The organism is Bacillus sp. 16GRE42 (genome assembly GCF_019837435.1).
Taxonomy (GTDB): Bacteria; Bacillota; Bacilli; order Bacillales; family Bacillaceae_G; genus Bacillus_A; species Bacillus_A wiedmannii.
In genome coordinates this window covers 1026158-1040133 of record NZ_JADAXF010000001.1, presented here as the reverse complement: position 1 = coordinate 1040133, position 13976 = coordinate 1026158, and the positions used below count along the sequence as shown (strand labels likewise).

Here is a 13976-nt window from a genome sequence, read left to right as displayed (position 1 = left end):
GGGAATCCTTAAAAGTGGCAATACAACTTTAGAAAAGAGGGATTCCGATGCCGTTTTTAGGAAGTGTATATCAAATATTTGGATTGTATCCAGAAATTTATTATGGAATGATTTCAGCTGAGCTACAAGAAAAGGCTCAGAAGGAACATCTTGAAAATAACAGTGCAGAAGCTGAAGTAGAAGAATAAAAAAAGTGCAGATGAAAATCTGCACTTTTTATTTGCTTTAAATGGTTCCATATCCTTAACTGGATTGTTATTTGAAGATAACAGTTCAGTTAAGGATACGATGATGTTTCTTAAATTTCATATAATGAAAAATGTATAAAAATCAATATAAAAAAATGAGTATAAATATAAAGATGAGAAGGAACAATGTTTTCAAGAAAATAATTATGTTTAAAAATAACATTTGATACATAATTAACCGTTATTGTTTAATTAATTTTATTGTTGACAATATAATTAATTGTATGATAAATTCAATCAGCATTCTTAGTGATGTGTTGCTGAATTAATTGTTTTACAATTTACTACATTTTAAAAAGATTGATTTTTCAGTCTTTTATTAAATTATTAAGTTTATGGAGAGTGAATTATGTATATTTTTATTTTTTAAACAGAACAGTAATAAAGATTGCAATAAGTAAGAGATAAACTTGAAAAAGAGGTTTCAATGAATGAGTCTTTTAATAAAGAAAACAATGGATGAAGAAAAGAAAAAAGTATTGAATCAAACTTTAGGTGCAATTGACTTAACTCTTTTAGGGATTGGAGCAATTATTGGTACAGGGATTTTCGTATTAACAGGTATTGTAGCAGCGAAACATGCTGGCCCAGCGATTGTATTATCGTTTATATTAGCGGCGATTGTATGTGCGTGTGTAGCTTTCTGTTATGCTGAATTTGCTTCTACAGTTCCAGTTTCGGGAAGTGTATATTCATATACATATATGACACTAGGTGAGATTTTTGCATTTATAGTCGGTTGGTGCGTTATGTTGGAGTACTTATTAGCGACTTCTGCGGTAGCTGCAGGATGGTCAGCGTATTTTCAGTCATTGTTACTAGGGTTTAATATTCACATCCCTACGATCTTTGCTTCGGCACCTGGTATGGGAAAGGGTGGAATTATTGATTTACCAGCAGTTCTTATTATTTTAGTTGTTACATTTTTATTAAGTCGTGGTGCAAAAGAAAGTGCACGAATAAATAATATAATGGTTATTATTAAACTGGCTGTTATTGTAGGGTTTATTGTTGTAGGGACACAATATGTAAAACCAGAGAACTGGCAACCATTTCTACCTTTTGGTTTTCATGGTGTAGTAGGAGGTGCTGCTACTGTATTTTTTGCTTTTTTAGGATTTGATGCAGTTGCAACAGCTGCAGAGGAAGTGAAGCGTCCACAACGTAATGTGCCAATTGGGCTACTGGTTTCATTGTTCATTTGTACCATTCTATACGTAGGTGTTTCATTTGTATTAACTGGAATGGTTCCGTTTACGGAGTTGAATGTCGCTGATCCAGTTGCATATGCATTGCGTATTGTGGGAGAAGATAGAATTGCTGGATTGTTATCGGTGGGGGCGATAGCGGGGCTAACGACAGTTCTATTAGTAGCTATGTTTGCATTTGTTCGTGTATCTTATTCGATGAGTCGAGATGGGTTGTTACCAAAAAGACTTTCAAGTGTACATAAACGTTTACAAACCCCATTTTTTAATACGTGGGTTACAGGTATTATTGCAGCTTTATTAGCAGGATTAGTGGATTTGAATTTATTAGCTAATTTAGTGAATATGGGAACGATAACAGCATTTGTTTTTGTATCTATAGCTGTTATTGTATTAAGAAAGACACATCCTAATATGAAAAGGCCATTCCGTGCGCCGCTAGTACCTTTTTTACCAATCGTTTCAATAGTAAGTTGTATATATTTAGCTTTGAACCTCTCTGAGCTTACGTTAATTAGTTTTGTAGCATGGGTAATAATAGGTGTATTTATATATTTTGTATATGCTAAAAAACACAGTAATGTTAGAAATGGAAATAGAGTATAGTCCATTGAAATAATAATTGTAATGTAAATAAAAACACGCTACTTATAAGAACAGGTAGCGTGTTTTTATTATTTAATAATCCCATTCTCTAAAATTTTAATAGTAGGTGCTACTTTCACATTAGCCTTTGAAAAGGCACTCGGCCAATCGTCTTCAACCGTTTTCCACTCCTTATATTGAAACGCTCTCGCATAATCACCAAATCCGAATGGATCAAGTTGCTGTTTTTGAATTTTGTGGATTAAATCGTTTAAATCTTTGTTTAGTTGTTTTGTAATAAGTGAAGTTAATTTTTTTCTATCTTTATCTATATCCATGTTGAATGTAAGTTCAGATACGGAAACTTTAAAATCCATTGCAATATTAAATTTAAAGTGGTTATCGTTATAGCCTGTATGGATATCACGATTGATGCTAAGAACATTTATTGTTACGAAATCGTCGCCGACGGTATCTTTTAGATGACTATTACTTTCAACTGAATGAGAAGGGATTTTCAGGGTAAGTGAAACGGGTATATTCGCTTTCTTTTGCAACATAAGAAGAAGGGCACTTTCATATCGATTTAAAGACATTTTATAGATTCCACGAGAAGTTAATAGTGCAGAGCCGGTAACAATCACATCTTTTTTCCCTTTTTTTATTTCTGAGATAGCAGGTGTTATACCTTTATTAAAAGTTTGCCTATGAAATTCATGGAATGTCGTAAACACGGTTCGATTGTATAGTTTGTTCGTATTAATTAAATCTGTTAAATATTCAGGAAGTGCAGGCTTATCTTTAAAGTTATTATATATAACTGAAGAAATTGGACCGTCTACTGCAACCATACGCATATTTCCTGTGTTTTTAGGGTCTCGATACCAAACATCAAGGTAAGGCATAGCTCCTTCTTGTTTTAAAAACTTCGTGCTAAATAAAATGAGCTGTAATTTTTCTGTAGACACTAAGCCACTACTTGAACTATTAAACGTGGCTTTTGCTTCTCGAGGCGTACGTACTTTCGCTTCATGAGTTTCGTACTTTTTCTCTACATCCTCATTAAAAATAGGGTTTACGTGGTACACAATTAATTTTCCTTTTGCTTTTGCGTCAAAACCGTAAATTAATGAAATCGATTGTTTTTCTAAGTCGAGCCGATCTCCACAACCTGTTAAAAAGATTATGAGAAAGCAAAGTATAGTGAAATGAATAAAGCGTCTCATTTAAATTTTTCTCCTTTTCCAATGCTGATAAAGTGTCATGTATAAGAGAAATACGACTGGGAATAGAAATACGATAAAATAACTTGCAGTTCCCCAAAATTCTCGCAATGCACTTATTTGATACGAGGATGGGATATAAAAGAATAAAACGAAAACACACCCGAATAATAAAAACCAAACAGGCAATGAATTCCCTTTTTTGTTAAGTAATTGATTGATTCCATCTGAAGCAGTGAAAATATAGGGAATACAAGAATCAAAAATAATGAAGAGATAAAATGACAAAAAGATAATTTCAAACCGTTCCAGAAATGAAAAGTGAAATGGTGTAACAAGAGAAAGAGTGGGCCATAAAAACTTTGTTATACCATCCGGACTAAAATAAACAAAAGAGACAAACGTGACTTGAAGATAGACAAATAGCGTAATCAAATTCGCAAGAACAATCCCTTTTTTGGCAGATGACTTATTACTGAGATAAGGATAAAGGACGAATGCAAACTCAAATCCGAGAAAGGCAATAATAGTTGATTTTACTGTGTTGAAAACCGGTAGCCATCCCTCTTTAAGGAGAGGAAGAAGATAAACCCAATGCCCGTCTTTAAGTGGGATAAATAATAGCAATGGCATCCAGAGTGTAAATAAGACAGTAAAAACAGCATAGCGGCTAATAATAAGAACACCTTTACATGCGAGCATAACCATTGGGATAGATAATAACATCATGATTAAAAACATTGGAGATCTAGGTAAAATCCAAATGTGAATAACGTATAAGAGGGAAAAAATTAAGGATACAGCTGCAAGAACAGCATATAAAATCCAAAAAATCATTCCTACTCTTCCTAGCCACTTCCCAAGATAACGAGTTAGCACATCAAGTAAAGTATACCCGGGATGTTTTTCCATAATTTTTACAATACATAGACTGACTAAAGTAGTGATAGCGCATCCTATTATAATAGACATCCAGCCATCTGTATTCGCCCCTTGCGCAACTTCACGTGGCAGTGTAAGGACACCGAACCCTACTTGAACACCACTAATTGTTAAAATGTATTGAAATAAACTAATCTCCCTCTTTGCACGCTTTGTCACTTATCTTCCTCCGTTTCTTCTATATCGCGTTGTCGATTCTCTTGTTTTAAGTTAAGGGATAGTGGTCGTTTTTTCATTAGTTTCCATGGTAACCGTACAAGAATGTCTTTTAAATCCGAAGCAAATGACGGAGAAAAAGGACTACCATAAGGAACACCAAGTGATTCCATAGAAAGAATATGAATGATGATAACTGCCATCCCGACCATAATTCCAATGACCCCAAACAAAGAAGCGGTTATCATCATTGGAAAGCGAAGAAGCCGAATTCCTGCTGACATTTCCATGTTAGGGATGATAAAAGAAGCGACTGCAGTAATAGATACGACGATTACCATAACATTACTTACTATTCCTGCTTGAACAGCAGCTTGTCCAATGACAATCCCTCCTACGACTCCAATCGTTTGTCCAACGGGACCAGGAAGCCGAACCGCAGCTTCGCGGAGCATTTCAAGTACTAATTCCATCAAAAGTGCTTCTAATATAGGGGGGAAAGGAATTTTAGCTCGAGATTCTCCAATTGTTAACAATAATTTAAGTGGAATCACTTCATAATGAAAGGAAATCATAGCAATATAAAGAGCTGGAGCAAATATTGCAATAAATAGTCCGGTAAAACGAAGTAGTCGTATGAAAGATGGAATCATTGGCCGGAAGCTGTAATCATCTATCGTCTGAAAAAAAGATGAAAAGGTCATAGGTCCAATTAATACGCCGGGTGAGCGGTCTACAACAACAGCAATTCGTCCATCCAAAATGTGATGGGCCGTTGTATCAGGGCGTTCGGTTATTGATAATTGCGGAAAGAGAGTATAGGAATTATCTTCAACAAACCCTTCTAATTCTCCGGTAGTAATAATGGCATCCACTTTGATTGATTCGATGCGGCATGCCATTTCTTGTACAACGCCTTCGTTTGCAACGTCTGCTAAGTACAGCAAAAAAACCTTTGAAGTAGCTCGTTCACCAACAGTGAATTCCTTCACTTTCAATTCGCGATTTGGAATATATCGACGAATAAGTGCAAGACTGTCGCTCGCTACCTCATTAAATCCTTCGTGTGAGCTTTTTATGGCAGTTTCTGTTGTAGGTTCTTCAATACTCCTTTTTGGCGCCGATTGCGTATCTAGTTCTAACGCTGTAAGTTGTCCATTAATAAATAAAATACTTTTACCATGTAAAAGGGACTGTTCAATATCTGACCATTGCTGAACTTTTTTTACATTTCCGATTGTAACTGAAGATTCCCAAAAATCGTCCTCATTCCACTCTTTAAATAGGAGGGGGCGAAGAATATCAATGTTAATAACAGTTTTATCTACAAGTCCTTCCATATATATGAGAGCGGCTTCTTTTCCGTTTTTTAACGGGAAAGTGCGTGTAATTAATTCTGGAATACCGCTAAAAAGTTTGGACAAGTGCTTTAGATTAAGGGAAAGAGAGGAAGAGATAGATTTATTTAATAGGTGATCAGCTTGTTCTTGTGCAAAGAAAGATTTTTCACCATGTATCCATTTATTAAAAGACCCCATTTGTTCGCTTGCTCCTTGTTATGTTTTATATGGGTTATTATGGATAGTTCCGTGCTGACATATGCGTAGTTTAAATTTTATATTGTATATTTTTAACTTTAACGCTATAATTATAGTGTTAAAGATGGAATCGTGATATGACCTGTTATGAATCTATCATTTTATTTATGAATAAATGGATTGGTATTTTAGCAAGATGTGCTAATAAACTACTCCACCATGATAATAACGTGCCGAAATGTGGTGCGTATATTTTCGTGGTGGAGTTTTTTTTATTCTCAAAAAGGGGGAAAGACCATGAATAACAACATGGTTCATATTACAATTGACGGAAAAAAGTATACAGCGGAGCCTGGTTCAACGATATTGGGTGTTATTAATGAGAACGGGATTGAACATCCGCAAATTTGTTACGTGCCAGAAGTAGATCCTATTCAAACATGTGACACTTGTATTGTAGAGGTTGACGGAAAGTTAGTGCGCTCTTGTTCGGCAGTAGTGACAGAAGGTATGAACATTGAACGTAATTCTGCTCATGCCAAAGAAGCACAAACAGAGGCAATGGATCGGTTACTAGAAAATCATTTATTATACTGTACAGTATGTGACAACAACAATGGGAACTGTAAACTGCATAATACAGCAGAATTAATGGAGATTGAACATCAAAAATATCCTTATGAACCAAAAGTAGATGCAAGTGAAGTTGATATGACGCATCCGTTTTATCGCTACGATCCTAATCAATGTATTGCATGCGGTCAATGTGTTGAGGTATGTCAAAACTTACAAGTAAATGAAACGTTATCAATAGACTGGGAAGCGGAACGCCCACGAGTTATTTGGGATGAAGGAGTAAATATTAATGATTCTTCATGCGTGAGCTGTGGTCAATGTGTAACCATTTGCCCTTGTAATGCTTTAATGGAGAAAACGATGCTCGGTGAAGCTGGATTTATGACGGGATTAAAACCAGATATTCTTGAACCGATGGTAGATTTAATTAAAGAAGTTGAGCCTGGATATAGCGGAATTTTTGCGGTATCAGAAGTGGAAGCGGCCATGCGTGATACTCGTACGAAGAAAACGAAAACAGTATGTACATTTTGTGGTGTAGGTTGTTCATTTGAAGTGTGGACGAAAGGGCGTAAAATTCTTAAAGTACAGCCTTCTTCTGATGCGCCAGTTAACGCAATTTCTACTTGTGTAAAAGGAAAATTCGGTTGGGATTTCGTAAATTCTAAGGAACGGATTACGAAACCTTTAATTCGTAAAAATGGAGCGTTTGTTGAATCTACATGGGAAGAAGCACTAAATGTAGTTGCAAGTAAATTAGGATCTATTAAAGAAGAATACGGTAAAGATGCTATCGGTTTTATTTCTTCATCTAAAATTACGAATGAAGACAATTATGTAATTCAGAAGTTAGCTCGACAAGTATTTGAAACGAATAATATTGATAACTGCTCACGTTATTGTCAATCACCAGCGACGGACGGATTATTCCGTACAATTGGTATGGGTGGAGATGCTGGAACGATTAAAGATATCGCAAAATCCGGTCTTGTTATTATTGTAGGTTGTAATCCGACAGAAGGTCATCCAGTTTTAGCTACACGTATTAAACGTGCGCATAAATTACACGGACAAAAATTAATTGTGGCTGATCTTCGTAAAACAGAAATGGCAGAGCGTTCAGACATCTTTATTAGTCCAAAACAAGGAACAGATCAAGTATGGTTAATGGCTGTTACGAAATATATGATTGACCAAGGCTGGCACGATCAACGATTTATTGATGAGAATGTAAACTTCTTTGAAGATTTCAAAGAGAGTCTGAAAGAATATACACTTGAATATGCAGAAGAAATGACTGGTATTTCAAAAGAAGCACTTATTCAAATGGCTGAAATGATTCGTGATGCAGATGGTACATGTATCCTTTGGGGTATGGGAGTAACGCAAAATACAGGTGGATCGGATACTTCCGCTGCGATTTCAAACTTACTGCTTGCAACAGGTAATTATCGTCGTCCAGGTGCTGGTGCATATCCACTTCGAGGCCATAATAACGTACAAGGTGCTTGTGATATGGGTACTTTACCAGGATGGCTTCCTGGATATCAGCACGTTACTAACGATATGGAACGTGCGAAATTTGAAATGGCTTACGGAGTGAAAATTAATAGTGAACCAGGTCTTAATAATATTGAAATGCTTCACGCAATTGATGAAGGGAAAATGAAAGCTATGTATCTTGTCGGAGAGGATATGGCTCTTGTAGACTCTAATGCGAACCACGTACATGAAGTGTTATCAAGCCTTGATTTCTTCGTTGTGCAAGACGTTTTCTTATCTAAAACTGCTCAATATGCAGATGTTGTATTACCGGCAGCACCGTCTCTTGAGAAAGAAGGTACTTTCACAAATACAGAGCGTCGTGTACAAAGATTGTATCAAGTTCTTCCTACGCTTGGAGATGCGAAGCCAGATTGGTGGATTGTGCAGGAGATTGCGAATAAATTAGGTGCAAACTGGAATTATAGCCATCCAAGTGAAATTTTTGCTGAAATGGCAAGTTTATCACCACTATTCTCACAAGCAAATTATGAAGTACTTGAAGGATGGAATAGTTTCCATTGGGGAAGTTTTGATGGAACGAATACACCACTTCTGTTCCAAGATGGATTTAACTTCCCAGATAAAAAAGCTCGTTTTGCAATTGCTGACTGGGTACGTCCAGCTGAATTCCCAGCGGAGTTCGATCTTCACATTAATAACGGTCGTATGCTTGAACATTTCCATGAAGGGAATATGACAAATAAATCAACAGGTATTCAAACGAAAGTACCTGGTGTGTTTGTTGAAGTTTCTCCAGCACTTGCAAAAGAACGTGGAGTGAAAACAGGTTCATTAGTTCGCCTTGTCTCTCCTTTTGGAGCATTAAAATTACGTGCACTTGTAACAGACCGTGTAAAAGCGAATGAGTTATATTTACCGATGAACTCTACAGATAATGAAACAGCAATTAATTTCTTAACAGGTCCTGCTGTGGACGTACGTACGAACACACCTGCTTATAAACAAACGAAAGTGCGTATGGAAGTGCTAGAAGTTGATGGCGCAAATCCGATGCCAAAAGCGAACCCGCGTAACAAAAAACGCCATCCTCAAGCTGGTATTGAGGTAAATCGTAAGTGGGCACGTCCAGGGTATGTGCATTTAACGGATAAGTAGGAGGAGAAAAATATGGCTGCACCTATAAAAATGATTCAAAAACAAGAATTAACTGAGGAAGAAATAAAACAGCAAAAATTAGATGATTTAAAAGAGCTCCTAGCTAATAATGAAGAAGCTTTAAAGCAAATGTTTAATATTGTTGGGGAATTAAATGACATCGGAATGCTAGAAGCTGCAAATTCTATGCTAAAGGCGAAAGAACCAATCGCAAAGATTGTTCTTGGCCAAGTGACTCGTGAGCCTGTTACAAATTTAATTAATAATATGATGGGTGCTGCGGGTGCTTTAACAGAACTTGATCCGGGGCTTACGAAAAAGCTTATAGGTAGCTTATTAGTAGGACTAGAAGAAGGTAATGAACATCTAGAGAGTAACAAAAAAGTAGGGGTATTCGATCTTATGAAAGTATTGAAAGACCCAGACATTAACCGTGCTATCGGGTTTGGACTTCATTTCTTAAAAGGTATGGGGAAAGGGTTAAAAGACGAATAAACTTCATGAAGTGAACTATTTCGCCCAAATGTTTGTACGAAATAGTTTGGGCGGAAGGATCATTTTGGTAAAATATATAATAAAGTAAAATGAGGCTTTTGGGAGGTATAATTGTATGTCAAAAAAAGTACATGAATTTAATGATATGATACGAAAACTTCGAAAAGAACTTTTCGGAAAAGGGCCAGAAAGAATTCATACTGTATTTGCTGAAAATATGGCGATTGCAACCCTTTATGGAAACTTAACACCTACTGAAAAATTCATTTCAAGTACGATGGACGGTGCGGAAATGGTTCATATGGCTAGAACGAAAATGATTCAAGAAGTGTATGCTGCGAATTCCCGTGAACATTTGGAGGAACTTGTTGGAGCGAAATTAGTGAATTTATTTTCAGATATGAAAGTAGAAGAGGATATTGCAGTTTCGGTATTTGTTTTTGATAAAAATATAACGTGAGAGAAGGATACTGATCGTGAAACCGATACAGGTAGAAAGAGAAATCTTCCGTTATGAACAAGGGGCGTTTAAGCATATAGAGGACAGCATTGTAACAGAGTTTCCAGTCACGATCAAAATGAACGGACAGGAGTTTGTTACAATGGTTAGTACTCCAGAATATATAGAAGACATGGTAATCGGGTTCTTGGCATCTGAAGGAATCATTCGGAAGTATGAAGATATTGATGACATATGGGTACAGGAAAAAGAAGGATTTGTACATGTAACAACGACAAAAGTAAATCCGTATTATGAACAAATGCAAAATAAACGATATATTACTTCCTGTTGTGGTATGAGTAGACAAGGGTTTGTTTTTGCAAATGATGCACTAAGCGCTAAAAAAATGAATGGTATCCATGTAAAGGTTGATGTAGAGGACTGTTTTCGGTTAATGAAAGAAATGCAGCAATCTGCGGAGACATTTCGTCATACAGGCGGCGTTCATAATGCATCTTTGTGCGATGTGAATGGCATTATTTTAAGCCGAATGGATATCGGTAGGCATAATGCGTTAGATAAAATTTACGGTTATTGTTTAAAAAATAATATTTCTATAAAAGATAAAATTATTGTTTTTAGTGGTCGTATTTCTTCGGAAATATTATTGAAAGTTGCAAAGATCGGTTGTGAAATTATACTGTCAAAATCAGCTCCAACCGAGTTGGCTTTGCAGCTAGCAGAAGAATTAGGTATTACTACGATAGGGTTTATTCGGAATCAATCCTTAAATGTATATACGCATCCAGAGCGTGTTATAAATATAAAATAAGTAAAAGCGAGGCAATAAAGATGAAATCTGTCACATTAGACAAACTACAACGCCCTTTAAAGGATTTACGTATTTCTGTTACTGATCGCTGTAATTTTCGCTGTCGCTATTGTATGCCAGAAGAAATATTTGGTCCGGATTATTCGTTTTTGTCTAATGATAAAATTTTATCTTTTGATGAGATTGAAAGGATAACACGTATTTTTGTTTCTTTAGGTGTAAGAAAGTTACGAATTACGGGCGGAGAACCGTTACTTCGAAGAGGTCTTCCGCAGCTTATTGAGCGTCTTAATAAAATAGATGGTGTGGAGGATATCGGTTTAACAACCAATGGATCACTACTGAAAAAGTTTGCTCCTGATTTATATAAGGCGGGTTTATCACGTGTGACAGTTAGTTTAGATTCCTTAGAAGAAGATCGGTTTTTCTATTTGAATGGTAATAGAAGCAAAGTGCAAAGGGTCCTGGAAGGAATACAGGCTGCAGCTGAAGTTGGTATGAAAATTAAAATTAACATGGTCGTTCAAAAAGGGAAAAATGAACAAGATATTTTGCAGATGGCGCAATACTTTAAGGAAAATAAGAATATTCTTCGTTTTATTGAGTATATGGACGTTGGGAATTATAACGGTTGGGAGTTAAAAGAGGTCGTTTCGAAACAAGAAATAGTAGATGCCATTCATCAAGTTATGCCATTAGAACGGATAGAAGCGAATTATGCAGGTGAAGTTGCTACTCGCTATCGTTATATTGGAAGTGATGAAGAAATAGGTATTATTTCATCAGTAACAGATTCCTTCTGTTCATCATGTACGAGAGCACGTATTTCTGCAGAAGGAAAATTATATACTTGTTTGTTCGCTTCTAAAGGAAATGACTTGAGAGAACTACTTCGATCTGGATACACTGACGAGGAAATAACATATATCGTACGCGATATATGGAACAATAGAGAAGATCGTTATTCAGATGAACGCTTAAATAATACAAGTAAAAAAAGAATACCTAAAATTGAAATGTCACATATTGGTGGTTGATATATAAAAGTGACGCTATGATGAAGTATATACAAAATGGAAAATGTGCAACGTTTGTAGATTTTCTATTTTATAGTAAAAATGATGATTGATATCTCTGTAAAAGATGTGCAGAGAAATTAAGCAGCATTCAAAAACCTTTATTTTGAGGAGGTTTTTTGAAGCTGCTTTTTTATTTGGAGAAAATGGAGGAATTAGTAATGGCATTTCATAAACCGGAACAAATTGCTGAACTCGTAATTGAGGCCGGTGTTCAAAAAGTAAGTCAGACGTTGCCAGCAATGCTTATTCTCGGTTTTTTAGGAGGAGCGTTTATTTCGCTCGGTTTTTTACTTAACATTCGCGTTTTAGGTAATTTACCTGAGCGCTGGGGGAGTTTAGTCAATGTATTAGGAGGAGCGGTTTTTCCTGTTGGACTGATGCTCGTCGTATTAGCAGGAGGAGAATTAATTACTGGAAATATGATGTCACTGTCTATGGCCCTATATGCAAAGAAAATTACATTGGTAAGTGTATTAAATAACTGGATTTGGATTACTTTCATGAATTTCGTGGGAGCTATTTTCGTAGCGTATTGTTTCGGTCATCTTGGCGGATTAACAGAGGGAGATTATTTAAATAAAACGGTAGCGATAGCAGAAGGAAAGTTACATGAATCGTTTGGGAGAACTTTAATTTTAGCAATTGGTTGTAATTGGCTCGTTTGTCTGGCGCTTTGGCTCGCTTATGGAACGAGTGATTTTGTCGGAAAAATAATCGGAATTTGGATTCCCATTATGGCATTTGTAGTGATTGGATTTCAGCAAGTGGTAGCAAATATGTTTGTCATCTCAGCAGTTATTTTTGCAGGTCATCTGACGTGGATGGACCTTGCTAGAAATTTTGTTCCTGTCTTTATTGGAAATGTAATTGGAGGAGCTGGATTTGTTGGATTTGCTTACTTTGCTTGTTATCAAAAACAACATTCTAATATGAAATAGAGCTCGTGAGAGGAAGGGTATGTAATGGCTGAGCGGTATTCACGACAACAGTTGTTCAAACCAATTGGGAGTAAAGGGCAAGAAAAAATTCGAAATAAACATGTGTTAATTGTAGGAGCAGGCGCATTAGGAAGTGCAAGTGCTGAAAGTTTCGTACGTGCAGGTATTGGTAAGTTGACGATTATTGATCGTGACTACGTTGAATGGAGTAATTTACAAAGGCAACAATTGTACTCTGAACAAGATGCGAGAGAAAAAATGCCGAAAGCAATTGCTGCTAAAAACCGGTTAGAGCGAATTAATTCGGAAGTACACATAGATGCCTTCTTAATGGATGCAAGTGCAGAAAACATGGAAGACCTATTAAAAAATGTAGATGTAATAATTGATGCAACAGATAATTTTGATATTCGATTTGTAATAAATGACTTATCACAAAAACATAATATCCCGTGGGTATATGGTTCTTGCGTTGGATCGTACGGTATGAGTTATACAGTTATTCCGCAAAAGACCCCATGTTTACATTGTGTGCTGAAGAACGTTCCTGTTACAGGTGTGACATGTGATACAGCTGGAATTATTAGCCCGACTGTTCAAATTGTCGCAGCATATCAAGTGGCGGAAGCATTCAAAATTTTAGTAGGAGATTTCTCAGCAATTAGAAAAACATTTTTCATGTTTGATATATGGAGTAATCAAAATCATTTTATAAAACTAGGGAAAATAAAAACAGACGATTGCCCTTCGTGCGGTTCGAATCGAACTTATCCTTATTTATCATACGAAAACCAAACGAAGGTAGCTGCTTTATGCGGAAGAAATACAGTGCAAATTAGGCCAGTAGAAAATAGGAAGTACGATTTTGACGATATAGAAAACGTATTAAAAAAACTGGGGAAAGTAGATCGGAATCCGTATTTACTATCTTGCCAATTAGATGATTACCGCGTCGTTATTTTTCAGGATGGTCGTGTTTTCATTCATGGTACAAATGATATTTCGAAAGCGAAACAATTATATTATCGCGTATTCGGTTAATAGAAAGGGTTG

Annotated in this window: 12 protein-coding genes; 9 read left to right on the top strand and 3 right to left on the bottom strand. The window is 36.1% G+C overall.

Annotated features, from left to right (window positions below; translation table 11 throughout):
- The first annotated feature begins 47 nt into the window (after positions 1-47).
- Both ILS93_RS05325 and ILS93_RS05320 read left to right on the top strand, forming a co-directional pair.
- Positions 48-188 carry a hypothetical protein gene (locus ILS93_RS05325; protein ID WP_001116184.1) on the top strand — a complete coding sequence of 47 codons (141 nt, stop codon included), beginning with the start codon at positions 48-50 and terminating at the stop codon, positions 186-188.
- A 491-nt stretch (positions 189-679) separates the two neighbouring features.
- Positions 680-2062, top strand: a complete 1383-nt coding sequence (locus ILS93_RS05320; protein ID WP_098103038.1) for an APC family permease — start codon at positions 680-682, stop codon at positions 2060-2062.
- A 68-nt stretch (positions 2063-2130) separates the two neighbouring features.
- Here the strand turns inward: ILS93_RS05320 and gerSC are convergent, their stop codons facing one another.
- Genes gerSC through ILS93_RS05305 form a run of 3 tightly spaced genes read right to left on the bottom strand, consistent with a single transcriptional unit; the run spans position 2131 to position 5900 of the window.
- Entirely contained in the window at positions 2131-3267 is a 1137-nt protein-coding gene (gerSC, locus tag ILS93_RS05315) for a spore germination protein GerSC (RefSeq protein WP_064476956.1), read from the bottom strand.
- Positions 3268-4365, bottom strand: coding sequence for an endospore germination permease (locus ILS93_RS05310; protein WP_222660102.1), 1098 nt, complete (start codon positions 4363-4365; stop codon positions 3268-3270). It abuts the gene before it with no gap.
- Positions 4362-5900, bottom strand: a complete 1539-nt coding sequence (locus ILS93_RS05305) for a spore germination protein (protein ID WP_222660100.1) — start codon at positions 5898-5900, stop codon at positions 4362-4364. Before ILS93_RS05305 ends, ILS93_RS05310 begins: the two co-directional genes overlap by 4 nt.
- 297 nt (positions 5901-6197) lie before the next feature.
- Between ILS93_RS05305 and fdhF the strand changes: the two genes are divergently transcribed.
- From fdhF to ILS93_RS05270, 7 genes are all read left to right on the top strand, one after another.
- A complete protein-coding gene (gene fdhF / locus ILS93_RS05300) occupies positions 6198-9137 on the top strand; it encodes a formate dehydrogenase subunit alpha (protein WP_064476953.1) in 2940 nt (979 codons plus the stop codon).
- 12 nt (positions 9138-9149) lie between these two features.
- On the top strand, positions 9150-9632 hold the full coding sequence (locus ILS93_RS05295; protein ID WP_064476952.1) for a helical membrane plugin domain-containing protein: 483 nt from the start codon (positions 9150-9152) through the stop codon (positions 9630-9632).
- Positions 9633-9747: 115 nt separating this feature from the next.
- Complete coding sequence (locus ILS93_RS05290; RefSeq protein WP_000039582.1) at positions 9748-10092, top strand: Na-translocating system protein MpsC family protein; 345 nt, start codon at positions 9748-9750, stop codon at positions 10090-10092.
- A gap of 16 nt (positions 10093-10108) precedes the next feature.
- Positions 10109-10906 carry a formate dehydrogenase accessory sulfurtransferase FdhD gene (fdhD, locus tag ILS93_RS05285; protein ID WP_000802678.1) on the top strand — a complete coding sequence of 266 codons (798 nt, stop codon included), beginning with the start codon at positions 10109-10111 and terminating at the stop codon, positions 10904-10906.
- A gap of 20 nt (positions 10907-10926) precedes the next feature.
- Positions 10927-11943 (top strand): GTP 3',8-cyclase MoaA, encoded by a 1017-nt coding sequence (moaA, locus tag ILS93_RS05280; protein ID WP_222660098.1) that lies wholly within the window; start codon positions 10927-10929, stop codon positions 11941-11943.
- Positions 11944-12143: 200 nt separating this feature from the next.
- The gene (locus tag ILS93_RS05275; protein ID WP_029439229.1) at positions 12144-12923 is read left to right on the top strand and encodes a formate channel; all 780 of its coding nucleotides are present in this window, start codon (positions 12144-12146) and stop codon (positions 12921-12923) included.
- A gap of 24 nt (positions 12924-12947) precedes the next feature.
- Positions 12948-13964: a molybdopterin-synthase adenylyltransferase MoeB gene (locus ILS93_RS05270; RefSeq protein WP_064476950.1), complete on the top strand. Its 1017-nt coding sequence runs from the start codon at positions 12948-12950 to the stop codon at positions 13962-13964.
- Positions 13965-13976: the final 12 nt, after the last annotated feature.